Below are 21,948 nucleotides of genomic sequence, written 5' to 3'. Positions count from 1 at the left end.
TCAGCCCACCCCCGCCCCGACAGCCGACTTGTCGCCGACAGCCGACTTGTCGCCGACAGCCGACTTGTCACCGACAGCCGACTTGTCGCCGACAGCCGACTTGTCGCCGACAGCGGGATTGTCCGCGAGAGCGGGATTGTCTGCGAGAGCCGACTTGTCCACGAGAGCAGGATTGTCCACGTCCTCGTGACCGCGCTGCGCCGTGGTATCCGCCAAGGTCAGCCCGGCGGCCGCCAGCGAGCGCTCGACGACGTGCCGCCAGGTATGGCCTTCGACGACGTGGGCGCGCGCCGCGGTGCCGATCCGGTCACGCAACCACTGGTCGTCGGCGAGCACGTGGAGCATGCCCGCCAGCGCGATCGGGTCCGAGCCGGGGATGAGGAAGCCGGTCGACGCGTGCTCGAGGACCTGCGGCAGCTGGCCGACGGCCGAGGCCACGACCGGTAGCCCGGCAGCCATGTACTCGTACACCTTGAGCGGGGAGAAGTAGCCCTCGCCGTCACCCGGGTAGGGGGCGGTGGCGACGTCCATCCGGTGGAGCAGCGCGGGGATGTCGAGCGGCGTGACGGCGCCGGTCATGTCGACGGCGTCGGAGATACCGAGGCGGTGGGTCTGCGCGCGCAGGGCCTCGGCCTGCGGCCCGTCACCGACGAGTAGCAGGCGGGCGTCGGGCACTGATCGGCGCAGCAGGGCGTGGGCAGTCAGCAACGTCTCGGTGCCGTGCCACGGCTTGAGCGTGCCGACGAAACCGACCGTGAACGGGCCGGCGACGACGCCGGGTACCGGTACCGGCCCGGGGACGATCCGGTCGACGTCGACCCCGTTGGCCTCGACGACGACGCGCGGCCGGTCGCCGGGGCACGGCTCCGCGTCGGCCAGCACGCCGTGCACCCAGTCGGCGACAGGCTCGGAGACACACACCACGGCGGTGGCGGCGCCGATCGCTTCGCGCGCCGTCGTCCAAGCCTGGTCGACATGGACCAGGCCGCGGTGGCGGGCAGCCTCCTGCGGCAACGGGGCGTTGACCTCCAGGATCGACGGCACGCCGTGACGGTGCGCGTAAGCGCTGCCGGCGCGGCTCCAGAGCGAGTACCGCTCGTAGACGACGTCGAAACCGGCCGGGCCGCCGAGCGTCTCGAGGGCGGCGGCGACGTCGAGGTCGGCGGCCATCGCACGTAGCTCGCGCGTGGCGAGGTCCTCGCCGGTGACCCGACCGAGGTCGTGGACGGCGAGCTGGCCCGCGGCGATGGCGGCCGCGGCGGCCGGCCACGGCTCACCGCCGGTGCGGCGGCACAACAGGTCGACGTGGTGCCCGGCGTCGAGCAGCACCCGCAGCACCTCCTGGACGTGGACCGAGGCACCCTTGGTGCCGAAGACCGGGATGCCGGGGTCGGCGCAGACGTAGGCGATCCGCATCAGCGCACCCCCACGTGCTCGTTGCGAGGGACGACGGCGGGGCGCGATCCGGCGTCGACAATCCTGCTGTCGGTGACAATCCCGCTGTCGGTGACAAGTCTGCTGTCGGGGACAATCCTGCTGTCGGGGACAAGTCTGCTCTCGCGGGTGGGGCTGCTGCCTTGGGGGATGGGGTGGGGGCGGCAGGCAGACTCGAGCTCGGCGACCTGACGGCGGGTGTCGAACTGGCGCTCCACGAGGTCACGCGCGGCGCGGGCGAGCCGGTCGCCGAGCGGGCGGTCGTCGAGCAGCCGGCCGATCGCGGCGGCGAGGGCGACGGCGTCGTGCTGGGGCACCTCGAGGCCGGTGACCTCGTAGAGGATCGCCTCGGTGATGCCGGTGACGTCGGTGGAGACGCACGGGGTACCGACGGCCATCGCCTCGAGGAGCACGGTGGGCAGGCCGTCGGCGTTGCCGTCCGCGCCGACGACGCACGGGGCGGCGAACACGTCGGCACCGGCCACCTGCTCGCGGACCTCGTCCTGGGGGAGGGGGCCGGTGAGCTCGACGACGTCGCCGAGGCCCAGCCGGGCGACCTGCTCCCGCAGCGCGGCCTCCCGCTCGCCGCCGCCGATGATCCGGCAGCGGACCGGGCGCCCGGCGTCACGCAGCGCGGCCGTCGCGTCGAGGAGCACGTCGAAGCCCTTCTTCTCCACCAGCCGGCCGACCGCGACGACGATGGGAACCGTGCCGGTCGGGTGCTGGGCAGCGGAGCGGAACGGGAAGGCATCGAGGTCGAGGCCGTTGTAGATGCGGTGGAGGCGGGTGGCGGCCACGGCGGCCGGGAAGGTGCGCCGCAGGTGCCGGTCGTTGTAGTCGGAGATGGTCACCACGTGGTGGGCGTCGGCGATCTTGCGGGCGAGGTCGGCCGGGTCGACCGACTCGTGGAAGATGTCCTTGGCGTGCGCGGTGAACGAGTACGGCACCCCGGTGAGCAACGACGCGAGCCGCGCCACCGTCGTCGCCATCGAGGCGAAGTGCGCGTGCAGGTGGGTGATGCCCCGCCGACTGACCTGGACCGCCACCTCGAGGGCCTGCGCGGCGTCGGTGGCGTCGGCGGCCAGCAGCTCGGGCAGCACCTGGGGGAGCCGGGGCAGCATCGGCGCTGCCTCACGCAGCGCGGACCACAGCTCCTCGGGCTTGCGGGCACGGGGCACGTAGCTGACCGGGGCGCTGACCCTGGCCAGCGCGCTGTGGAAGCGCGGGTCCACCGGCGGGCGCAGCGAGAACACCTCGATGTCGGCGCCGCGAGCCTCCCGGCCGAGGATCTCGGAGACGATGAAGGTCTCGGAGAACCGCGGGTACATCTTGAGGACGTAGCCGATCTTCTCAGGCGACATCTGTCTTCTCCTTCGTGCTGACGAGAGCGGTGAGCAGGCCGGGCAGGCGGGCGAGCCCGTCGAGGTCGACGGCGGGGGCGTAGCGGGTCGACGGCGTCGCGACGGCGTCGCGCAGCCAGCCGGCGAGCGCGGCGGGGGTGAGGTCGTCGGGGACGAGGTGATCGAGCATCCCCGCGGCGTCGAGCAGCCGGGCGCGGATGAGCTGCTCGGTCCGCGGCCGGACCCGGGGCACGACGAGCAGCCGGGCACCGAGCGCCATCGCCTCGCAGACGGTGTTGTAGCCGCCCATGGAGACGACGGCGGCGGCGCCCGCGAGCAGCGTCTCCGGGTCGGTGACGTAGGTGTGAACGGTGAGGTTGGAGCGGGTCGCAGCGACCTCGACGAGCCGTCGAACGTCCTCCACCGGCATCTGCGGCCCGGTGACGAGCACGCCGTGGTGGCCGGTGGGCATGTCGGCGGCGACGAACGCCTCGGCGACCTGGATGCCGTCCCCACCGCCACCGACCATCGCAAGCACGTAGGGCCGCTCCACCTCGGTGTGGCCGACCGGTCGCTCCGGGATGCGGCCGTTGGCGAGGTAGCCGGTGTGGGTGGTGTGCCGGCGCAGCCGGCCGGGCAGCTGGAGCTGGGCGCCGAGGTCCTGGACCCGGTGGTCGCCGTACACCCAGATCTGGTCGTACCAACGGTCGACGGCGTCGGTGGCGCGGTCGGCGTCCCACTCACGGCGCGACGTCACGTCGTCGTCGAGGACGTCGCGCAGCCCCAGGACGATGCGGGTGCCGGCGGCCCGGAGCTGCTCGAGGGCGGGCTCGAGCTCGCCGCGGAAGCCCCGCGAATGCTTGTCGACGACGACGACGTCGGGCCGGAATGAGGTGAGGGCGGCGGTGAGGATGCTGCGACGCATGTGCGCGATGTGCCCCTGGCTGACCGACAGGTGCCGCGCGCCGTACTGCCCGCGGGCGTCCTTGGTGAGCGCCGGCAGCGAGACGAGGTCACAGTGCGCCGGCCGGTCCGCGGTAACCGCCTCGGGCGCCCCGGTGAGCAGCAGGATGTCGGGCTGCGGGTCGAGGGCACCGAGGGCGCGGGCGATCGCGAGGTTGCGGCGGACGTGTCCCAGCCCCAGCGCGTCGTGGGAGTAGAGCGCGACGCGCAGCCGGCGGCCACCGCCGCTCGCGGTCGCGGTGCCACGACGGGTGCGGTCGTGCGGCGAGGTGCCGTCACGGTCGGCGTCCCGGCGTTCGGCCCGGGTGAGCCTCGGTGCGATGACGGTCATCGGTCCCCCTCCTCTGGCCGCCCGACGGACAGCATTGGTGCTGAGAAAGAGTTAACGACGCCGATGTGAGTCCGAGGTGACGGGCAGATGAGGCCCCTCTCATGTACTCCCGGTGAGCGGTGCGTGAACTCCGGGTGACGCGCGACCCACGCTCCGAGCGGCGGCTGCGGACGTCTTCAGATCGTCGCAGGAGTGTCGTAGAGGAGGCTGCGGACGGCTGACCTCGATGCCAGGAGGGCCAGGACGAGCAGCGTCACCGGTACGAAGCCCCCGAGGCTCACGGAGTCGGCGAAGACGAGGTTCACCAGTTCCAGGACCACCAGCTTGCTACCGGCGGCGACGACCCACAACGACAGGACGGCCACCGCCTTGGTGCGCCGCGTCGTGGCTGTCCGTAGCCGGGCGAGGATGCGGCCCTTGACCATGATCACCAGCTCGAGGGCGACCTTGAGGAGCACGGCTGTCAGCAGCGAGAGGGTGAAGCTCTCGCTGATGACAGACGGGACGTACTCGATGGCCAGGTTGAGGACGACGACGTAGACGAACAGGTCGACCACGTCGCTCGGACGGGCGCGCATCCACCGGCGCAAGCGACCTCGGCGGGAGGCGGCTTCCGCGGGCGGCACCTGCTGCGGCGCGGCTGTCATGGCGCAATCATGACGCACGACCGACGATGCCTTTCCCAGGGACGTCGCGGTTGCTTCGGCGGTAACTCTGCTGTCGCTGACAATCCCGCTGTCGGTGACGATCCTGCTGCCGCTGACAATCCTGCTGTCGGTGATAACTCGGCTGTCGGTGACGATCCTGCTGTCGGTGATAACTCGGCTGTCGGCGAGGGGGCTCGGTCAGGACGACGGGGCGCTCAGCAGGCCGAGGTGCAGTGCCCGCAGCACGGCGCGGGTGCGGTCCTTGACGCCAAGCTTGGCCAGCACGGTGGAGAGGTGGTTCTTCACGGTGCCCTCGGCGAGGAACAGCGCGTCGGCGATCTCCCGGTTGCTGAAGCCGCTGGCCAGCAGCCGCAGGATCTCGGTCTCGCGCGGGGTCAGCGGTCCGGGCGTGGGCAGGTGGGCGAAGTCGTCCGGCGCGGGCAGTGCGCCGAGTCCCTGCAGCAGCCGCTCGGTGAGCGCCGGCTGCACCAGCGTGTCACCGTCGGCCAGCGTCCGGATGGCGCCGACGAGCTCCTCGAGTGTCACGTCCTTGAGCAGGTACCCCCGGGCGCCGGCGCGCAGGGCGCGCAGGACGAGCTCGTCGTCGTCGAAGGTGGTCAGCACCAGCACCGGGACGTCGCTGCCGCGCCGGCGCAGCTCCTCGAGGGTGGCGATCCCGTCCCGCCCCGGCATCCGCAGGTCCAGCAGCAGGACGTCGGGATCGAGCTCCGCGACGACGGAGAGTGCGTCGTCACCGTCGGCGGCGTGCCCCACGACCTCGATCTCGTCGCTGATCGCCAGCAGGCTCGCCAACCCCTGGCGCATGAGGGCCTGGTCGTCGGCGATGACCACCCGGATCACGCCGGCACCTCCCGGCGGACCGGTCCCACGCGGAGGGGCAGGTCGACCGTCACCCGGAAGCCGGAGCTGGCATCGATCTGCACGGTGCCGCCCAGCGACTCTGCTCGCTCCCGGATACCGGTGAGGCCGTGGCCCGGGGTGAAGGTCGTGGCGCCCCAGCCGTCGTCGTGGGTCTCCAGGCGCAGGACGTCGTCGTCGGCGGTGAGGGTGACCCAGAGGTTGTCCGCCTGGGAGTGGCGGATGGTGTTGGTGGCGATCTCCTGCACGGCGCGCACCATCGTGGCGGCTCGCTGATCGTCCGGCGCGATCCCCGTGGCGGTGTCCAGGTGCACCCGGGGGTGGGGGATCTCCTTGGTCACCCGGGCCAGCGCAGCGGGCAGGTCGAAGCTGCGCTGCCGCTCGGTCCCGACGACGGAACGGACGTCGGCGAGCAGCTCCTTGGCCATCGCTCGGGCGCGCACCACGTGCTCCCGCCCGGTGCCGTCCACCTGGTGCGAGGCGACCTCGAGCTCGACGGACAGCACAGTGAGCTGGTGGCCGAGGACGTCGTGCAGCTCGCGGGAGATCCGCAGCCGCTCCTGGGCCTGGCTGGACTCGGCGAGCAGTGCGCTCGCGCTCCGTAGCTCCACGTGGGCCACGGTGAGGTCCTGCAGGGTCTCCTCCACACGCTGCTGACTCCACACCATCGCGGCGCTGGCGGCCTGGAGCACGCCGTAGAGGACGGTCGCGAGCAGCAGCTCGACCGGCGGGTTGGGCTCCTCGACCAGCGGCCCGAGGGCGGCGCCGGCGGCCAGGATGACGGCGGAGTTCCATCCGATGACGGCAGCGATCCCGCGAAAGTCCAGGTGCATGGCGGCGGTGGCGGCGGTGAGCACCAACAGGATGAGGCTGAGGCCGCCCCGGTTCGGGGAGAGCAGGACGATCGTGCTCGCGGCGAGCACCGGCACCGCCACGATCGACAGCCGCCCGCGGGATGTCGTCGGCGGACGCCGGACGGTGGCGACGACGTCCCCCGCGAGGAAAGTGAGGAACACCGCCAGCCACGGTACGAAGTAGGGCCACGACCCGGTGTGCAGGATCGTGGCGCCCTCGACCACGCCGATGAGCACGCACAGCACGAGCATGCTCACGGCCGCCCAGATCTGGACCCGGCTCGAGCGTTCCATGCGCCCACCCTACGGACAGGTCCACGACCCGTGGCAGGTGCCGGAAGTCATGGCCGGAACCGGTGACGTCCGGCAGATGTGCGCCGCCCTGCCGGATTCATAGCGTGGAAGCACACCGGTTGGAGGGACTGGTGACCGGAGCCGTGATGGCCGCGACGCCCGAGGGCGACCGGCACCGCGGCGACCGGGCGGACAACCGAGGAGGAGACCGATGGCCGTCGTCGAGATCGACAACCTACGCAAGGTCTACGGAGGGCGCGCCGTGGTCGACGGCGTGAGCCTCGCCGTCGAGCGCGGCGAGATCTTCGGCATCCTGGGCCGCAACGGCGCCGGGAAGACGACGACGGTCGAGTCCGCGATCGGGCTGCGCAAGCCTGACGGCGGCCGGGTCCGGGTGTTCGGCCTCGACCCACGCAAGGAGCGCGCCCGGGTGCAGCAGGCCGTCGGCGTCCAGCTGCAGGCGACGTACGTTCACATGAGCCTGACGGTCATTGAGCTGGTGCGGATGTACCGCTCCTTCTACCGCGACGGTCTCGACCCGGACGGGCTCGTCGAACGGCTCGGGCTGGCCGGCGTGCGCGACAACCGCTCCATGAACCTGTCCGGCGGGGAGCTGCAGCGGCTGAGCATCGCCCTCGCCCTCGTCGGCCGCCCCCGGCTCGCGGTGCTCGACGAGCTGACCACCGGGCTGGACTCCGCGGCCCGGCGCGGCATGTGGCGGCTCGTCGAGGAGATGCGCGAGGACGGCATCACGATCGTGCTCGTCAGCCACTTCATGGAGGAGGTCGAGCGACTGTGCGACCGGGTCGCCGTCATCGACGCCGGGAAGATCGTGGCGCTGGACAGCCCCGCTGCGCTCGTCCAGCAGGTGTCCGGCGCCGACGGCGTGAGCTTTCGCGCCCACGCACCGCTCGACCCGTCGGTGCTCACCGCGCTGCCCGGCGTCGAGGACGTGTCCGTCGACGGCGACCAGGTGCGGGTCGTGGGCCGCGGCGACCTCGTCACCAAGATCACGAGCACCCTGGTGCGCCACGAGGTGCCCGCCACCGACTTCCGAACCAGTACCGCCACGCTCGACGACGCGTTCCTCCAGATCACCGGCAACGAGCTCGGTGAGCCGCAGATGCCGCTCCACATGACCGAGAAGGGACAATGATGACCGAGACGACGACAGCCCTGCCCCCCGCGCGCCGCCTGCCGGCGGCAGCCTGGGGCCAGATGTTCCTCGCCGAGGCGCGGATGATCATCCGCGACACCTCCGGCCTTCTCCTCCCGATCGGGTTGCCGCTGCTGCTCATGGTGACGAATGGCATCGGAGACGGCTCCGACCAGGTGCTGCCGAACGGCGCCACCGTGATGAACGCAATCCTCCTGCCGCTGACCATCACCATGGTCGTGGCCCTTGTGGGCGTGGTGAACATGCCCTCGTTCCTCGCGGCATACCGCAAGTACGGGGTCCTCAAGGGACTCGCGGTCACCCCGGCCCGGCCGATCATGATCCTGCTCGCGCAGATGCTCGTGAGCCTGGCGCAGGTGCTCGTCGGCGTGGGCCTGATGATGGGCGTCGGAGCCGCGTTCTTCGGGGTGACACTGCCGGCGAACCTCGGGTGGGCGCTGCTCGCCGGGACGCTGCTGCTCGCCGCGATGTACGGCATCGGCATCCTCATCGCCGCCGTCGCCCCCACGGTGAACGCGGCCATCGCGCTCGGCCTCGGCGCGTTCTTCCTCATGCTCGCCCTCGGTGGCGGGTTCGGCCCGTCCGAGAGCCTGCCCGACGTGCTGCAGACCATCGGCGAGTCGTTGCCTTACGGTGCCGGCAACGGCGCACTCTCGGCCGCGTGGGTCGGCGAGCGGCCCGAGACGCTGCATCTCGCGGCTCTCGGCGCCTGGGCGGTGGTCACCGGTGGCCTGGCCGCCAAGCTGTTCCGCTGGACCTGACCACGGACCTGGAGGAATGGCCCATGACCACGGATAGCCCGCACATCCTCCACGCATCGGTCTTCCCCGGCCCCTGACGTCCTTGCCGAGATCGGGTATCTGGGAGCCAGCGGCCGCCGGGACATTCGGTCTCGGTAGGCGATGTCCGGTGTCGGCGAGGGGGCATGTGGCCGGTCGCCGTCCGACGGCACGTTCAGCTCCCGAGGCGTACGACCCCCGCGGTGCGGCAGGCGTCCACCAGGCGCCCGTCGAGGGTGGCGAGTGGCGTCCCGAGCCGTTCCGCCAGCTCGAGGTAGGCCGCGTCATACGCGCTGAGGCGATGCCGGCGGCCGAGGTCGAGCACCTCGGTGAGGGAGCCGGCGGAGGGTGCGACGCGGATCGGCAGGCGTTCGAGGAGATCGACGAAACGTCGCGACTGGGCCTCGCGGATCCGACCCCGCCGCTCGGCCACGAGCAACACGTTGGTGACCTCCAACCGCCACAGCTCGGGAACGTGCGCCTCCTCCTCCCGCAGGCGATCGAGGAGCTCCTCCGTCGACGACGTGGCCTCGTCCTGGAAGCACCAGGCCATCGTCACCGAGGTGTCGACCACGAATGCCATCAGTGCTGCCGGCCCTCGTCGATGAGGTCACGCAACCGGTCCCCGCCGAGAGTGGCACCCGCTCGTGCCTCGCGAAGCTCGTCAATGACGGCGCTGGGCTCCTCCGGCGGAACGCTCACCGGCACGAGGCGGGCGACGCTGCGGCCGTGTCGCGTGATCGTGACCGAGCGGCCTTGGGCGGCGTCGTCCAGCAGCCTGGCAAGGTGCGTCTTCGCCTCGTATGAACCGATGGACTCCATGGTGTCAGACTAGTCGACGACCAGTCTGTACGTCGATGCGTACTACCTCTCGTCGAGCGATTACGCTGGGCGCCCGACAGGACCACGAGGGGAGACGAGCATGCGCGTGCTGGCAGCACTGTCCGGCGGGGTGGACTCCGCGGTGGCCGCGGCGCGCGCCGTCGACGCCGGCCACGACGTCGTCGGCGTCCACATGGCGCTGAGCCGCTCGCGCGCCCAGCACCGCACCGGCTCGCGCGGCTGCTGCTCCATCGAGGACGCGTCCGACGCCCGCCGCGCCGCCGACGTCCTGGGCATCCCGTACTACGTGTGGGACCTGTCGGAGGAGTTCGAGGAGACGGTGGTGGCCGACTTCCTCGACGAGTACGCCGCCGGCCGCACCCCCAACCCGTGCGTGCGCTGCAACGAGCACATCAAGTTCTCCGCGCTGCTCGACCGTGGCCTGGCGCTGGGCTTCGACGCCGTCGCCACCGGCCACTACGCCCGGATCGTCGAGCGCCCCGACGGCGGCCGCGAGCTGCACCGCGCCGCGGACATGGCCAAGGACCAGTCCTACGTGCTCGCTGTCATGGGCGCCGAGCGACTGGCCCGCTCGTTGTTCCCGCTCGGCGACGCCGCCACCAAGGACGACGTCCGCGCCGAGGCCGCCGCCCGCGGGCTCAGCGTGTCGGCCAAGCCGGACTCCTACGACATCTGCTTCGTCGCCGACGGTGACACCCAGGGCTTCCTGCGCGACCGGCTCGGCGCCAAGCCCGGCGTCGTCGTCGATACCGAGGGCAACACGGTCGGCAGCCACGACGGCGCCTACGCCTACACCGTCGGCCAGCGCAAGGGCCTCGGCCTCGGCCGGCCCGCCGCGGACGGCAAGCCCCGCTACGTGCTGAAGGTCGATCCGAAGGCCAACACCGTCGTCGTCGGCGCCAGCGAGCTGCTGTCGGTGACCGAGCTGGCCGCCGACCAGACCATCTGGCTCGCCGACGACGTTCCGGCGGGGGAGTGGACGACGGCGCAGGTCCAGGTCCGCGCGCACGGCGAGCCGGTCCCGGCCACGGTGCGCCGAACGACGCCCGCCGGGTCGGCCGTCGACGACGGCCTCGAGGTGCTGCTCGACGTCCCGCTGCGGGGGATGGCACCCGGTCAGTCGGTGGTCGTCTACGACGGCAGCCGGGTGCTCGGCCAGGCGACCCTCGCGCGCGCCGGTCGGGGCGCCGTCAGGCCGGCAACGAAGGCCGCCAGCAGCGCCTGACCGCGCGAGCCAAGGAAGTGACGACCGGCACTGGTGGCCGGCCCGGCGCGTTCCTTAACGTCGCTCGGTATGACCGCACTTCTCCTCGCCGGCACCGCCGGCGCCGCGCTGTTCATCCTGGTGTTCCTGGTCGACGGCGCGACGCGCCCCGGCTACAGCCCGGTGCGCCAGCCGGTGAGCGCGCTGGCGCTCGGCCCCCGCGGCTGGCTGCAGGCGAGCAGCTTCATCGTCTGCGGACTGCTCATCACCGCGTCGGCGGCCGGGCTGCACCTCGCGACGGGCAGCTGGCTGCTCGCCGTCGTGGTCGCCGCGTTCGGGCTCGGGCTCGTTGCGTCCGGGATCTTCCCGATGGACCCGATGCGCGGCTACCCGCCGGGCACGCCCGACACCACGCCGTCGACCACGAGCCTGCGGCACCGACTGCACGACTGGGCCGGCGTGGTGGTGTTCACCGCGCCACCGGTGGCGGCTGGCGTGGCGGTTGTGGTCCTCGACGACCTCGGCTGGGTGGTCTACGCCGCGGTCACCGCGGCGACGACCGGGGCGCTGTTCCTGTACTTCGGCACCGCCTGGGAAGCCGATCATCCGAGGGCCGGGCTCATCCAGCGTCTCACCATCGTCGTGGGCTGGAGCTGGCTCGGGCTGCTCTGCTGGCACCTGGTCCCGTGAGCGGGTACGCATCTGACCGGGGCTGCCACTCGTGGCAGCCCCGGTCACGGGTGCGGGTCAGCGCTCGAGCACGACCGCTTCGGTGTTGGGGAACATCACCCGGTAGGTCAGTCCCGCAATCGCCGCCCCGATGAGCGGCGCGAGGATGAACAGCCACACCTGCCCGAGCGCCTCACCGCCGGCGAACCACGCGACACCGAGCGACCGCGCCGGGTTGACCGAGGTGTTGGTCACTGGGATGGAGACGAGGTGGATGAGCGTGAGGCTCAGCCCGATGGCGATCGGTGCGAAGCCCTTCGGGGCGCGCGAGTCGGTGGCGCCGAGGATGACGTAGAGGAACACCGCGGTGAGCACGATCTCGATGACCAGCGCCGCGACCAGGGAGTACCCGTCGGGGGAGCGCTCGGCGTAGCCGTTGGTCGCGAAGCCCGAGGCGACGGCGTCGAAGCCGTCCTTGCCCGAGGCGATGACGTACAGCACCAGCCCGGCGGCCGAGGCGCCGACCACCTGGACGGCCATGTACGGCGCGACGGACTTCAGGTCGATCCGGCCGACGAGGACGGCGCCGAGGGTGACAGCCGGGTTGAAGTGACCGCCGGAGATATGGCCGACGGCGTAGGCCATCACGAGCACGGTGAGCCCGAAGGCCAGCGCGACCCCCAGGAACCCGATGCCCATGTTGATCGTGCCGTCACTGACCACCTTGGCGGCGAGCACGGCACTGCCGGCGCCGCCGAAGACGAGGACGAAGGTGCCCAGGAACTCGGCGGCAAGTCGTGAGAGCAGCGGTGATGTAGGCAAGTCGGATCCCCCTGATGATGCCGCTCACCGTCGATGGTCGAGCGATCGGGGCTAAACATAGCGGCCAACCGCACCGGCGTTTGACGCATCGGGCCAGGTGAGGGGCGGCGCGGCCGGTCAGCGACCGGTAGCGTCGAGACCATGAAGGTCCTCATCGCCGGTGCGTCCGGCCTCATCGGCACCGCGGTGCAGCACGCCTTGCGCGACGCCGGGCACCAGGTGCGCACCCTCGTGCGCCGGGTGCCGCGCAACGTGGCGGAGTACGAATGGCAGCCCGACGAGGGCCGGCTGCCGGCCGAGGCGATCGAGTGGGCAGACGGCGTCGTCAGCCTCTCCGGTGCCGCGCTCGGCCGGCTGCCGTGGACCGCGGCCTACCGGCGCACGCTCTACCGCAGCAGGGTCGACCCGACCCGCACGATCGCCACCGCGCTCGCCGTCGCGGCCGACCCGCCGACCGTCTGGGTCAGCGGTTCCGCCGTCGGCTACTACGGCGACCGGCCCGACGAGGTCCTCACCGACGATGCCGCGGCGGGCGAGGGGTTCCTCGCCGAGCTGGTGACGCGGTGGGAGGCGGCCACCGCGGCGGCGCCGGCGAGCACCCGCGTGGTGCACGCGCGCACCGGGATCGTGCTGGCGCAGGGTGGGGCGCTGCAGCCGCTGTTCCTCGCGACCCGGCTCGGCGCCGGCGCCCGGGTGGGCACCGGCCGCCAGCACTGGCCGTGGATCTCCCGCACCGACGAGGCCCGCGGGATCGTCCACCTGCTCACCGAGTCGTCGCTCGACGGCGCGGTCAACCTCGCCTCGCCACGGCCGGCCACCGCCGAGGACATCACCCGGGCGCTCGCGGCCGGGATGGGACGCCCTCACCTGCTGCGGCTGCCGGCACCGTTGCTGACGCTCGTCATGGGGGAGCCGGCGGAGGAACTGCTGCTCGCCGACCAGCAGGTGCACCCGCAACGGTTGCTCGACGACGGCTTCACCTTCCAGCAGCCGGACCTGGGCGACGCCGTCGGGACGGCCCTGGCGCGCTGATCCGCTCCGGAGCCTTACCGCTCCTTCAGCATCGTGATGATCTCGCCGACGCCCTTGCGGAGCGTAACCATCTCCGCGGTCATCGCGACGAAGCGTTGGTCTACTTGCTCGAAGCGTTGCTCGACCTGCTCGAAGCGTTGCTCGACCTGCTCGAAGCGCTTGTCCACCTGTGCGAAGCGTTGGTCGACCTGGTCGAAGCGCCCGTCCACCAGCTCGAAGCGTCGATCGATCTTCTCGTCGATCCGGCTCGTGAGGTCGTACAACGCATCGATGTCGTTCGTGGCCTGGTGCAGGCGTCGTGACTCGTCCGCCGGATGACTCGTCATGCCGCCACCATACGCGCGGCACGGGGTGCCTGACACTGGTGCTGACGGAGCTGTGGATACTCGGGTGCCCGCCGTGCGGACCGCGGCCCGGGATGTCGGTGCCCGCGATGACAATGGACTGATGCTCACGATCGCCACCGTCAACGTCAACGGCCTGCGGGCCGCCTTCCGCAACGGGATGGACACCTGGCTCGCCCAGCGCACACCCGACATCCTGCTCCTCCAGGAGGTCCGTGCGCCGGACGCCATCGTGCACGAGCTGCTCGGCCCGCGCTGGCACATCGCTCACCAGGCGTCCGACATCAAGGGCCGCGCGGGCGTCGCGGTCGCGTCGTTGCTGCCGGCGAGCGCGGTGCGGATCGGGCTGGCCGCCGAGGAGGTGCCGGTCGACTCCGGCCGGTGGCTGGAGATGGACGTCGAGGTCGAGGGCCGGGACCGGCCGCTGACGCTGGTGTCCACCTACATCCACTCCGGCACCGCGACCGATGCCGAGAAGATGGCGGCCAAGTACGCCCACCTCGACGCCGTGACGGTGCGGATGACCGAGCTGGCGGCGCAGGCCGCCGCCGGTGAGCGCGACGTCGTCGTCGGCGGGGACATCAACATCGTCCACCGGCCGGTCGACATCAAGAACTGGAAGCCGAACCACAACCGCGCCTCCGGGGTGCTCGACGCCGAGATCGCCTACCTGGACAAGTGGTTCGACGAGCTCGGCTGGGTGGACCTCGGCCGGCGGCTCGGCGGCGACGGCCCCGGGCCGTACACGTGGTGGTCGCAGCGCGGCAAGGCCTTCGACAACGACGCCGGCTGGCGGATCGACTACCAGATCGCCACGCCCGAGCTCGCCGGTGCCGCTCGCAGCGCGGCGGTGGACCGGGCGCCGTCCTACGACACCCGCTTCTCCGACCACGCGCCGATGGTCGTGGAGTACGAGCTGTAGCGGTGGTTGCTGAGCGCGGGCCCCGGAGACCCTCGCGTCAGTCCGCGGCGTCGCAGACGTAGGTGACTACCGCCCGGTTCCCCTGGTCCTCGGGTCTTTCGGGCCCTCCGGGGTACTCATCCTCGAACTCGACGATCTGCCGGTCGATCTCATCGCCGTCCGCGGTCACCCACGCCTGGACAAGGCCGTGAGCGGCCGAGCTCGCGTGGTAGCTGACCGAGACGGTCATCTCTGCGTCGGTCTGTTGGCCGAAGGTCACCGAGTCGGTGTTCCCCTCCTGGCCGATCTGGCGCTCTACCCGGATGGTGGCCTGCTCGGGTTCGGCACCCTCGCCCGCCCGGTAGATGACGTCACACTCGAGTGCGTCGGGGGGCCCGGCGTCGCCGTCGGACGCGGTGCACCCACCCAGGAGGAGCGCGCCGAGCGCGGTTGCGGTGATCCAGTGCCTCGTTGCCATCGCTTCGACGCTAGGAGCGGCCAGAACGACGCGCAACCGCAAGGTTCTTCCTCCTCTCACGGGGCGCGACACAGTCCCGCCCGTAGCGCCCGTCCCGCTCCGAGGACGCTGGTACGGTCACCGATGGACGCAGGCGACCGGGGAGACTGATGAGAATCACGCGATCGCGGGGCATCGTCGCGGCGGCAGCAACGTTGGCGGTGCTCGCCCTGGGGGCGTGCACCGATCCGGAACCCGCGAAGGCCTCGGCTCCCGCTGCGACCAGCTCGCCGGAGGCACCCACGGCGGTCGACGCGACCGAACCGCCCGCCGACGAGGTCGAGCTGTTCGAGACCGTCGGTGAGATTCCCTCCCGCGAGGATGGCGTCACCTACAACTTCACTGACGGATTCTTCGTCGGCATGCTCGACACCTTCGACGACGGCGAGCCGACCCGGATCTCGACCCATCTGCCCGACGGCGAGATACTCGCGTCCACCGACGGGCCGAACCTGGCCTGTGGCAACGCGTTCCCCGTCGGCGCGTCACCGCAGGACGGCCTGGTCCTCGTCGGGTACACCGCGACGGAGGAGGGGGCGCAGGGCGGGGCCCACCACCTGCGGGCATACGACCCGTTGACGTACGAGGTGCGCTGGGACGTGGCGATCCCCGAGGCGGAGCACAACTGCATGACCTACCGCAGCGCCGTGGTCTCCGCGATCCAGGACGGGTGGGCAGCGGTCGCGGGAGGACGCCTGGTCCGCCTCTCGGACGGCCACCTGACCGACGTCGTCATCGACGTCGACGGCGCCACCGTCCCGCACTGGGTCGGCGGCCACCTCACGGTGGACGAGGACCTCGGTGGGGGCGAGCGGAGGACCAGGGTGGTCGACCCGTGGACCGGCGAGCAGCTGTACACCGTCTCGCCGGCCTGGATGTCCCCGGTGACGGCCGGTGACGTCGTGTTCGACAAGTGGACCGATTTCAGCCAGGACCCACCCGCTGACGGCGTGTGGGCGGTCTCGGCTGCGGACGGCCACGAGCTCTGGAACGTCCCGCTGCCGCTGGGCACCCCAGAGCCGGCTGCCGTTCAGACCGGTCATCCCTTCGTCGACGCCGGTGCGAGCGTCGCGCTGATCGCGGTGGACCTGCTCCAGGACCAGACGGCGTCCGGCTTCGTCGAGGGCGACGGGCAGACTGTCGTGGCGCTGGACCTTCGCACCGGAGACCTGCTGTACGAGGTCCCGGGTTATGCGGTCTGCGCCAGCAACGGGCGGGTGGTGGCCGTCGCCGGCCCTGGCGGGATCGTGCTCCACCACGTCCGCACCGGTGAGGAGCTCGCGTCCACCACGGAGATCCAGGGCTGTGGCTGGGGGATGTCCGGCGAGTTCGCCGTGTACGACGACGTGGTCGTCCGTCTCCTTCCGCCGTCAGTGGCCGGCTGACGGGAAGACGCGTGGCGCGTCGAGCCAACCTGACGGCGAACCAGCGACAGCCCCGGGATACTGCGCGTGGACGTCCCCGTCGACCAGCCGCCAGCAGAAGTCGTTCATCCGTGCCGCGGCTGGCGCGTGCCGGGCGAGGACGTCTGCCAAGGCGGCCGGCACGTCCTGTGGAATGTCGCCGGTCGCGCACCTGCGCACGTACGCGTTCCGTGCGACAGGACCGCCACTGCTCGGCATCGGTACCCCGCACACCGTCGTGACCAGCCAGTTGACCAGCCGCATGGCTGCGTAATCGGCGTCGTGGCCGATGTTGCGTTCGACGAAGTCGCGCTCGGCGCCGCTCAGCTCGAAGCGAGGCGACGTGGCCAGCCCGAAGTCGACGAGGTAGACCCGGTCGTCGTCGGCCCGCATGTTGGCGAAGTGCCCGTCCATGTGCAGCAGCTCGCGGCTGCGCAAGAACGCGACGATCTCGAACAGCTGCCGCTCCAGGGTCTCGGCGCTGCCCACCGGGTCATTCAGCGTGTCTACGAGCGGATAGGGGATGTGCTCGAGGAACAGCACGAGGCTGGAGGTCGCACCGGCCAGCGCCTCGAAACGGGTCCGCACGGCCGGGTCGTCGTCGAACTGGGCGACGATCGCGTCGATGTCACGGTGCTCGGACGCGACGGGTGGGCGGCCGGGGAGGACCCGCCAGTGATGCAGCAGCGGGAAGGACTCCGTCTCACCGCCGAGGACTCCCTCGGTGACGATGGTGTTCGCGGCCAGCTCGCGCCACGCGCCGAAGCCGGGGCCGGCGAGGCGGTGCATGCCGTACTGGCACGAGGTCGGCAGGTCGAACAGGTTTGCTGTGCTGTGCGGATGCGCCAGCTCCCGGTCGGTGATCGGAACCCGCTTGGCGAACACCGGCACGCCGTCGACATCGAGCACCGCGGAGCCGCCGCCCACGCCCACGGCACCCGCGGGTGCGGCGTCGAGGGCCGCCGCGAGATCGTCGTCGTCGCGGGCGGCGAGCGAGGCCGACACGAGGGCGTGACGGCGACGTCGGGCGCTGAGCATCGCACCATCCTGGCAGCAGGTGGAACCGCCTCGTAGAAGCTAGCTGTCCGAGACGCTCGCACGGGTCAGTGTGCGAGCGAGCTCGGTACTGGCGCGAAGGGGGTTCTCGAGAAGAGGCTGGGTGGCAAGTGTGCCCTCGTGCAGGAGGAGCAGCTGGGTCGCGAGCTGGCTGGGGGCGGTGGCGCCGGCCTCGGTGGCGAGACGCTCGAAGAGGTTGAGTAGCCAGCGCTTCTGGTCGGTGGCGATCGTGTGGGCGGGGTCGGCCGGGTCGGGCAGCTCGGCGAGAGCGTTGATGAATGCGCACCCGCGGGTGTTCGTCTTGATCCACTCCTCCAGGGCAGCGAAGGGGGCGGTGACTGCCTCGACGGGGTCGTCGCAAGCGGCGACGGTGGCCGCCACGAGGGTGCGCCACCGGTCGTCGCGGGCGCTGAGGTAAGCGGCCACGAGATGTTCTTTGGAGCCGAACTGGTTGTAGAGGGTCCGCTTGGACACCCCGGAGTGCTCAGCAATGAGATCGACGCCCACGGCGGTGATGCCGCGGTTGTAGAAGAGTTCCTCCGCTGCATGGACGATGCGTCGCCCGGCGGGGCTCAACGGCCGAGGGGGGTCGGTCACTTGTCTTGAGTTCACAGATCGGTATACTCTCGCTCGCACGGGTTTACAGGTCAGTGTAACGGAGGGTGAGACATGAGTGTTCCCGAGCAGATGACAGCGGTGCGGATCGTCGGGCACGGCGGTCCGGAAGTGCTGGAGGTGGCCCGGGTTTCCGTGCCGGTGCCCGACGTGGGGGAGGTGCTGGTCGAGCTCCGCGCGGTGGCGCTGAACAACACCGATCTATGGACCCGGCAGGGCGCGTATGGGGCTCCGGGGGACCCTGATGCGTTGGCTGGATGGCGCGGCCCGATCGACTTGCCCCGAATCCAGGGCGCTGACGTGGCCGGTGTTGTCGCGACGGTCGGCCCCGGTGGCGACCCAGGGCTGCTCGGGCGCAGGGTGGTGATCGACCCGGCGATCTACGACGCCGAGGGACCGGATGCGAACCCGGTCGGCCTGATGGGCAGCGAGCGGGACGGCGGTTACGCCGAGTACGTCACTGCGCCGGTTCGCCGCGCCCACGACGTCACCGGCTCCCCGCTCTCAGACGCCCAGCTCGCCGCGCTGCCCACTGCCTACGGCACCGCGCTGGGCATGATCGAACGCGGCGGCGTGCGCGAAGGTGACACCGTGCTGGTGACCGGCGCATCGGGAGGGGTGGGCCTGGCCCTCGTGCAGCTCGCCAGAGCGCGCGGCGCGCGAGTCCTCGCGGTCAGCAGCGGCTCCAAGCTTGAGCCCGTGCGCCAAGCGGGAGCGCATAAGGTGATCGACCGCGCGCAGAACCTCATGGCGCAGGCCCGGGCAGCCTCGGATGGCGGTGTCGACGTCGTGCTCGACGTCGTCGCCGGAGACTTCGTTGGCGAAGGCCTTCCCCTGCTGCGTGAGGGAGGCAAATGGGTCATCGCCGGCGCTCTCGGCGGGCACGCCGTCGCATTCGACGTGCGACGCCTCTACCTCCACAACGCCCAGATCATCGGCTCCAGCATGCACACGCCCGCCCATTTTGCACTATTGATGGACATCGCCCGCCAAGCTCAGGTCCGTCCCGTCATCGCCAAGACCTACCCGCTCGACCAGGCATCCCACGCGCAGGAAGAGCTCAGCCGACGCCGCCATGTCGGCAAGATCGTCTTGCACCCTCAGGCGATCACCCCTCAACCATGAGGGGGGCCCGCACCGGTCTAGGTAGGTATCACCGAGGCGAAACCTCACCCGCCAGGCCCGGTCTCTCGGGTACGGCCCCATGCCCGATCCCGACGCGACGTGCCAGGTCACAGGCCGATCCGGGGCGCTGATCGGGCACCGGCCGGCATGCGAATCATCCAGATCGCGGCACGGTGACAACCGGCGATACACAGGGACCTCCACCGACGCGAAGGCGCGCCCCCGGTGCGAGCCTCATTGCACGGTAACGACCAGAACTGAAATGTGGAGGTCAGCAGCATGGGACAACTGACAGATACAACCGCCGCGTCGACTGATCGCGGACTGCTCGGTGGGGGCGAGTCCTCCACGCATGTCATCGAGGTCGAGGCTCTGAACGTGTCCTACGGTGACTTCCGCGCGGTGAAGGACCTGTCGTTCCAGGTGCAGCGCGGGGAGCTGTACGCCCTGCTCGGCACGAACGGGGCGGGCAAGACCTCGGCGTTGGAGGTGATCGAGGGTCACCGCAAAGCATCGTCGGGCACCGTCCGGGTGTTCGGCAAGAGCCCGACGGACCGGGCTGCGGTGCGTCCCCGGATGGGGATCATGCTCCAGGAGAGCGGGTTCGCCGCCGACCTGACCGTCGCCGAGTCGGTTCGGCTGATCGGTCGGCTCTCCGGTCGCTCCGACACGGTCGAGCGGGTGCTCGGCGTCGTCGACCTGACCAGCAAGGCCGACACCCGGGTGGCGCAGCTGTCCGGTGGTGAGAAGCGGCGTCTCGACTTCGCAACTGCGGTGTACGGACGGCCCGAGCTGATCGTCCTGGACGAGCCGACCACGGGGCTGGACATCCAGTCCCGCGACGCCCTCTGGGAGGCCGTCGACCAGCTCCGGCAGGACGGCTCCACCGTCATCCTCACCACCCATTACCTGGAAGAGGCCCAGCAGCGCGCCGACCGCATCGGCCTCATGCACCAGGGCACCTTCCGCCACCAGGGCACCGTGGCCGAGCTGACCCGCACCCTGCCCGCGTCGATCCAGTTCACCCTTCCCCCGGGCTCACCCACCCCGCCACGCTATGCCGCCCCGGCTGACGAGGGGGCTTACCTGATCGAGACGAGCGAGTTGCAGCGCGAGCTCAAGCAGCTGCTCGACTGGGCCGACGCCTACGGGATCGAGCTCGTCGACCTGTCCGCCGCACCGACCCGGCTCGACGATGTCTTCCGGGCCATCGGCGCCGCCCCGACGCACTCCTGAACACCCCGACCCCGACAAGGAACCTCGTCATGTTGACCATCGCACACAGCGAGCTCATCCAACTCTTCCGCGATCGGACCGCGCTGTTCACCAGCCTGATCATGCCGGTGGCCGCCAGCGTCTACTTCATCTACAACCGCGAGCTGTTCGCCAGCTACAGCGGCCTCGGACTCGTCGCGGTCCTGCTCGTCTTCACGATTGTCTCGTTCAGTCTCTACGGCACTGTGGTGACCACCTTGGCCGCCCGTCGGCAGAACCTGTTCCTCAAGCGACTGCGCTCCACCGCAGCCACCGACCCCGCCATCCTGTCCGGGCTGGTGCTCCCCGTCACGGTGATCGCCCTGGTCCAGCTCGGCCTCATCCTGGTCGCCTTTTCCGTCGTCAGCGACGCACCGGCCAACATTCCGCTCCTGGCACTCGCGATTGCCGCCACGGTCGCCATGATGCTTGCCCTCGGCATGGCCACCGCCGGGCTGACGCAGTCCTCCGAGCGTGCCCAGATCACCACGCTCCCGATCAGCCTGGGCATCGTCGCCATCGCCATCTGGGTCGGCGCCTCCGGCACCGAGAGCCTCACGCTGGTCAAGCGCCTGCTGCCCGGAGGGGCAGCGACCGAGCTGGTCGTCCAGGCATGGGATGGCGGAACCCGCATCGGCGACTCGCTCCTGCTGCTGGCCCCCACCCTCGCCTGGGTCGGCGTCGCCATCCTGCTGGCCACCCGGCTCTTCCGCTGGGAGCCGCGCCGATGACACCCCGTGCTGCTGAACAGACGCTGGCCGAGGACCTCCTCCTGCTGCTGTTCCAGCCGGGGTCCGGCACGATCGCGGGCGAGGGGACGCTCTTCTACGTGCTCGCCGGCGCGGTGCTCGCCGAGCTCGGACTGGGTGGCCACGTGCGCACCGGGACGGGGCGGTCGGGGGTGACGACCGTGGCGGCCGTCGCCGAGCACCCACCGTCGGACCACCTCCTGCGCGCGAGCTGGGAGTACGTCGCCGACAAGCCCCGCGCAGTGCAGGCCGTCCTGCCGGCGACGGGCCCGGTGCTGCGTGAACCGCTGCTTGACCGACTGGTCGAGCGCGGAGACCTCCGCCGGAGCACACGCAGGACGCTCGGGCTCTTCACGTCCTCGGTGATCGAGGAGGGAACCACCGGGCGCAGGTCCGCGCTGCTCGGTGAGGTCCGCGCCGTGCTGGTCGAGGGCGTCGAGCCCAGCCCTCGCGTCGCCGCGCTCGCCGCGCTGCTCCACGGCAGCGGCACGCTGCCTCAGCTTGACCCGGTGATTCCGTGGACGTTGTCGGTGATCGCCCGCGCCGAGAAGCTCGTGGACGGCAGCTGGGGAGCGGGCGCCGCCGCCGAGGCGGTCACCCGTACCGTCACCGCGACCATCGTCAACCACGTCGTCGTCGCCGCTGCTGCGCGGCCGCGCGGATAGCGACGGCGACGCTCTGCAGGGACGAGTGACGTAATCACCACTCGAAACAAG

24 protein-coding genes are annotated in these 21,948 nt (G+C 71.1%); 11 read left to right on the top strand and 13 right to left on the bottom strand.

Annotated features, from left to right (window positions below; translation table 11 throughout):
* The 6 genes from V2J52_RS10265 to V2J52_RS10240 form a co-directional block, all read right to left on the bottom strand.
* Positions 1-1,416, bottom strand: a complete 1,416-nt coding sequence (locus tag V2J52_RS10265; RefSeq protein WP_331227588.1) for a glycosyltransferase family 4 protein — start codon at positions 1,414-1,416, stop codon at positions 1-3.
* The gene (locus tag V2J52_RS10260; RefSeq protein WP_331227587.1) at positions 1,416-2,795 is read right to left on the bottom strand and encodes a glycosyltransferase family 4 protein; all 1,380 of its coding nucleotides are present in this window, start codon (positions 2,793-2,795) and stop codon (positions 1,416-1,418) included. Before V2J52_RS10260 ends, V2J52_RS10265 begins: the two co-directional genes overlap by 1 nt.
* Complete coding sequence (locus V2J52_RS10255) at positions 2,785-4,068, bottom strand: glycosyltransferase family protein (RefSeq protein ID WP_331227586.1); 1,284 nt, start codon at positions 4,066-4,068, stop codon at positions 2,785-2,787. Before V2J52_RS10255 ends, V2J52_RS10260 begins: the two co-directional genes overlap by 11 nt.
* A gap of 176 nt (positions 4,069-4,244) precedes the next feature.
* Positions 4,245-4,715 carry a hypothetical protein gene (locus V2J52_RS10250; protein ID WP_331227585.1) on the bottom strand — a complete coding sequence of 157 codons (471 nt, stop codon included), beginning with the start codon at positions 4,713-4,715 and terminating at the stop codon, positions 4,245-4,247.
* Between the two features lie 198 nt (positions 4,716-4,913).
* Entirely contained in the window at positions 4,914-5,576 is a 663-nt protein-coding gene (locus tag V2J52_RS10245; RefSeq protein ID WP_331227584.1) for a response regulator transcription factor, read from the bottom strand.
* The gene (locus V2J52_RS10240) at positions 5,573-6,742 is read right to left on the bottom strand and encodes a sensor histidine kinase (protein ID WP_331227583.1); all 1,170 of its coding nucleotides are present in this window, start codon (positions 6,740-6,742) and stop codon (positions 5,573-5,575) included. The genes V2J52_RS10245 and V2J52_RS10240 overlap by 4 nt, the downstream gene beginning before the upstream one ends.
* Positions 6,743-6,953: 211 nt before the next feature.
* Between V2J52_RS10240 and V2J52_RS10235 the strand changes: the two genes are divergently transcribed.
* Positions 6,954-7,898: an ABC transporter ATP-binding protein gene (locus tag V2J52_RS10235; protein WP_331227582.1), complete on the top strand. Its 945-nt coding sequence runs from the start codon at positions 6,954-6,956 to the stop codon at positions 7,896-7,898.
* Positions 7,898-8,680 carry an ABC transporter permease gene (locus V2J52_RS10230; RefSeq protein ID WP_331227581.1) on the top strand — a complete coding sequence of 261 codons (783 nt, stop codon included), beginning with the start codon at positions 7,898-7,900 and terminating at the stop codon, positions 8,678-8,680. The genes V2J52_RS10235 and V2J52_RS10230 overlap by 1 nt, the downstream gene beginning before the upstream one ends.
* A 193-nt stretch (positions 8,681-8,873) precedes the next feature.
* Here V2J52_RS10230 and V2J52_RS10225 read toward each other — a convergent pair whose 3' ends face one another.
* Positions 8,874-9,281 carry a type II toxin-antitoxin system VapC family toxin gene (locus V2J52_RS10225; RefSeq protein ID WP_331227580.1) on the bottom strand — a complete coding sequence of 136 codons (408 nt, stop codon included), beginning with the start codon at positions 9,279-9,281 and terminating at the stop codon, positions 8,874-8,876.
* Positions 9,281-9,520, bottom strand: coding sequence for a type II toxin-antitoxin system Phd/YefM family antitoxin (locus tag V2J52_RS10220; protein WP_331227579.1), 240 nt, complete (start codon positions 9,518-9,520; stop codon positions 9,281-9,283). Before V2J52_RS10220 ends, V2J52_RS10225 begins: the two co-directional genes overlap by 1 nt.
* Positions 9,521-9,620: 100 nt before the next feature.
* Between V2J52_RS10220 and mnmA the strand changes: the two genes are divergently transcribed.
* Positions 9,621-10,766, top strand: a complete 1,146-nt coding sequence (mnmA, locus tag V2J52_RS10215) for a tRNA 2-thiouridine(34) synthase MnmA (protein WP_331227578.1) — start codon at positions 9,621-9,623, stop codon at positions 10,764-10,766.
* Between the two features lie 69 nt (positions 10,767-10,835).
* Positions 10,836-11,435 (top strand): DUF998 domain-containing protein, encoded by a 600-nt coding sequence (locus tag V2J52_RS10210; RefSeq protein WP_331227577.1) that lies wholly within the window; start codon positions 10,836-10,838, stop codon positions 11,433-11,435.
* Positions 11,436-11,492: 57 nt separating this feature from the next.
* On the opposite strand, the gene aqpZ is transcribed toward V2J52_RS10210, so the two are convergent.
* The gene (gene aqpZ, locus V2J52_RS10205; protein WP_331227576.1) at positions 11,493-12,236 is read right to left on the bottom strand and encodes an aquaporin Z; all 744 of its coding nucleotides are present in this window, start codon (positions 12,234-12,236) and stop codon (positions 11,493-11,495) included.
* 141 nt (positions 12,237-12,377) lie between these two features.
* Between aqpZ and V2J52_RS10200 the strand changes: the two genes are divergently transcribed.
* A complete protein-coding gene (locus tag V2J52_RS10200; RefSeq protein ID WP_331227575.1) occupies positions 12,378-13,268 on the top strand; it encodes a TIGR01777 family oxidoreductase in 891 nt (296 codons plus the stop codon).
* Positions 13,269-13,282: 14 nt separating this feature from the next.
* On the opposite strand, the gene V2J52_RS10195 is transcribed toward V2J52_RS10200, so the two are convergent.
* Complete coding sequence (locus V2J52_RS10195; protein ID WP_331227574.1) at positions 13,283-13,594, bottom strand: hypothetical protein; 312 nt, start codon at positions 13,592-13,594, stop codon at positions 13,283-13,285.
* A 121-nt stretch (positions 13,595-13,715) separates the two neighbouring features.
* Here V2J52_RS10195 and V2J52_RS10190 point away from each other — a divergent pair, with 121 nt between their 5' ends.
* Positions 13,716-14,534 carry an exodeoxyribonuclease III gene (locus V2J52_RS10190; RefSeq protein WP_331227573.1) on the top strand — a complete coding sequence of 273 codons (819 nt, stop codon included), beginning with the start codon at positions 13,716-13,718 and terminating at the stop codon, positions 14,532-14,534.
* A 37-nt stretch (positions 14,535-14,571) separates the two neighbouring features.
* Here V2J52_RS10190 and V2J52_RS10185 read toward each other — a convergent pair whose 3' ends face one another.
* A complete protein-coding gene (locus tag V2J52_RS10185) occupies positions 14,572-14,991 on the bottom strand; it encodes a hypothetical protein (protein ID WP_331227572.1) in 420 nt (139 codons plus the stop codon).
* A gap of 149 nt (positions 14,992-15,140) precedes the next feature.
* On the opposite strand from V2J52_RS10185, the gene V2J52_RS10180 reads away from it, so the two are divergent.
* Positions 15,141-16,415 (top strand): PQQ-binding-like beta-propeller repeat protein, encoded by a 1,275-nt coding sequence (locus tag V2J52_RS10180; protein WP_331227571.1) that lies wholly within the window; start codon positions 15,141-15,143, stop codon positions 16,413-16,415.
* On the opposite strand, the gene V2J52_RS10175 is transcribed toward V2J52_RS10180, so the two are convergent.
* Together V2J52_RS10175 and V2J52_RS10170 are read right to left on the bottom strand one after the other, a co-directional pair.
* Positions 16,401-17,471 (bottom strand): protein kinase family protein, encoded by a 1,071-nt coding sequence (locus tag V2J52_RS10175; RefSeq protein WP_331227570.1) that lies wholly within the window; start codon positions 17,469-17,471, stop codon positions 16,401-16,403. The genes V2J52_RS10180 and V2J52_RS10175 overlap by 15 nt on opposite strands.
* 39 nt (positions 17,472-17,510) lie before the next feature.
* Complete coding sequence (locus V2J52_RS10170; RefSeq protein ID WP_331227569.1) at positions 17,511-18,086, bottom strand: TetR/AcrR family transcriptional regulator; 576 nt, start codon at positions 18,084-18,086, stop codon at positions 17,511-17,513.
* 72 nt (positions 18,087-18,158) lie between these two features.
* Between V2J52_RS10170 and V2J52_RS10165 the strand changes: the two genes are divergently transcribed.
* From V2J52_RS10165 to V2J52_RS10150, 4 genes are all read left to right on the top strand, one after another.
* Positions 18,159-19,229: a zinc-binding dehydrogenase gene (locus tag V2J52_RS10165; RefSeq protein ID WP_331227568.1), complete on the top strand. Its 1,071-nt coding sequence runs from the start codon at positions 18,159-18,161 to the stop codon at positions 19,227-19,229.
* Positions 19,230-19,508: 279 nt separating this feature from the next.
* The gene (locus V2J52_RS10160) at positions 19,509-20,465 is read left to right on the top strand and encodes an ABC transporter ATP-binding protein (RefSeq protein WP_331227567.1); all 957 of its coding nucleotides are present in this window, start codon (positions 19,509-19,511) and stop codon (positions 20,463-20,465) included.
* A 29-nt stretch (positions 20,466-20,494) separates the two neighbouring features.
* Entirely contained in the window at positions 20,495-21,214 is a 720-nt protein-coding gene (locus V2J52_RS10155) for an ABC transporter permease (protein ID WP_331227566.1), read from the top strand.
* Complete coding sequence (locus V2J52_RS10150; RefSeq protein WP_331227565.1) at positions 21,211-21,897, top strand: GOLPH3/VPS74 family protein; 687 nt, start codon at positions 21,211-21,213, stop codon at positions 21,895-21,897. The genes V2J52_RS10155 and V2J52_RS10150 overlap by 4 nt, the downstream gene beginning before the upstream one ends.
* The last annotated feature ends 51 nt before the right edge of the window (positions 21,898-21,948 follow it).

Source organism: Georgenia sunbinii, assembly GCF_036421875.1.
Lineage (GTDB): Bacteria > Actinomycetota > Actinomycetes > Actinomycetales > Actinomycetaceae > Georgenia_B > Georgenia_B sunbinii.
Note: the sequence above shows the minus strand (reverse complement) of the source record. Positions and strands in the feature narration are given on the sequence as shown.

What these genes read in the sequence shown, in the direction of transcription:
- V2J52_RS10265 (WP_331227588.1), bottom strand. Translation starts at nt 1,416, where the DNA reads ATGCGGATCGCCTACGTCTGCGCCGACCCCGGCATCCCGGTCTTCGGC.
- V2J52_RS10260 (WP_331227587.1), bottom strand. Translation starts at nt 2,795, where the DNA reads ATGTCGCCTGAGAAGATCGGCTACGTCCTCAAGATGTACCCGCGGTTC.
- V2J52_RS10255 (WP_331227586.1), bottom strand. Translation starts at nt 4,068, where the DNA reads ATGACCGTCATCGCACCGAGGCTCACCCGGGCCGAACGCCGGGACGCC.
- V2J52_RS10250 (WP_331227585.1), bottom strand. Translation starts at nt 4,715, where the DNA reads ATGACAGCCGCGCCGCAGCAGGTGCCGCCCGCGGAAGCCGCCTCCCGC.
- V2J52_RS10240 (WP_331227583.1), bottom strand. Translation starts at nt 6,742, where the DNA reads ATGGAACGCTCGAGCCGGGTCCAGATCTGGGCGGCCGTGAGCATGCTC.
- V2J52_RS10235 (WP_331227582.1), top strand. Translation starts at nt 6,954, where the DNA reads ATGGCCGTCGTCGAGATCGACAACCTACGCAAGGTCTACGGAGGGCGC.
- V2J52_RS10230 (WP_331227581.1), top strand. Translation starts at nt 7,898, where the DNA reads ATGACCGAGACGACGACAGCCCTGCCCCCCGCGCGCCGCCTGCCGGCG.
- V2J52_RS10225 (WP_331227580.1), bottom strand. Translation starts at nt 9,281, where the DNA reads ATGGCATTCGTGGTCGACACCTCGGTGACGATGGCCTGGTGCTTCCAG.
- V2J52_RS10220 (WP_331227579.1), bottom strand. Translation starts at nt 9,520, where the DNA reads ATGGAGTCCATCGGTTCATACGAGGCGAAGACGCACCTTGCCAGGCTG.
- mnmA (WP_331227578.1), top strand. Translation starts at nt 9,621, where the DNA reads ATGCGCGTGCTGGCAGCACTGTCCGGCGGGGTGGACTCCGCGGTGGCC.
- V2J52_RS10210 (WP_331227577.1), top strand. Translation starts at nt 10,836, where the DNA reads ATGACCGCACTTCTCCTCGCCGGCACCGCCGGCGCCGCGCTGTTCATC.
- V2J52_RS10200 (WP_331227575.1), top strand. Translation starts at nt 12,378, where the DNA reads ATGAAGGTCCTCATCGCCGGTGCGTCCGGCCTCATCGGCACCGCGGTG.
- V2J52_RS10195 (WP_331227574.1), bottom strand. Translation starts at nt 13,594, where the DNA reads ATGACGAGTCATCCGGCGGACGAGTCACGACGCCTGCACCAGGCCACG.
- V2J52_RS10190 (WP_331227573.1), top strand. Translation starts at nt 13,716, where the DNA reads ATGCTCACGATCGCCACCGTCAACGTCAACGGCCTGCGGGCCGCCTTC.
- V2J52_RS10185 (WP_331227572.1), bottom strand. Translation starts at nt 14,991, where the DNA reads ATGGCAACGAGGCACTGGATCACCGCAACCGCGCTCGGCGCGCTCCTC.
- V2J52_RS10180 (WP_331227571.1), top strand. Translation starts at nt 15,141, where the DNA reads ATGAGAATCACGCGATCGCGGGGCATCGTCGCGGCGGCAGCAACGTTG.
- V2J52_RS10175 (WP_331227570.1), bottom strand. Translation starts at nt 17,471, where the DNA reads ATGCTCAGCGCCCGACGTCGCCGTCACGCCCTCGTGTCGGCCTCGCTC.
- V2J52_RS10165 (WP_331227568.1), top strand. Translation starts at nt 18,159, where the DNA reads ATGAGTGTTCCCGAGCAGATGACAGCGGTGCGGATCGTCGGGCACGGC.
- V2J52_RS10160 (WP_331227567.1), top strand. Translation starts at nt 19,509, where the DNA reads ATGGGACAACTGACAGATACAACCGCCGCGTCGACTGATCGCGGACTG.
- V2J52_RS10155 (WP_331227566.1), top strand. Translation starts at nt 20,495, where the DNA reads ATGTTGACCATCGCACACAGCGAGCTCATCCAACTCTTCCGCGATCGG.
- V2J52_RS10150 (WP_331227565.1), top strand. Translation starts at nt 21,211, where the DNA reads ATGACACCCCGTGCTGCTGAACAGACGCTGGCCGAGGACCTCCTCCTG.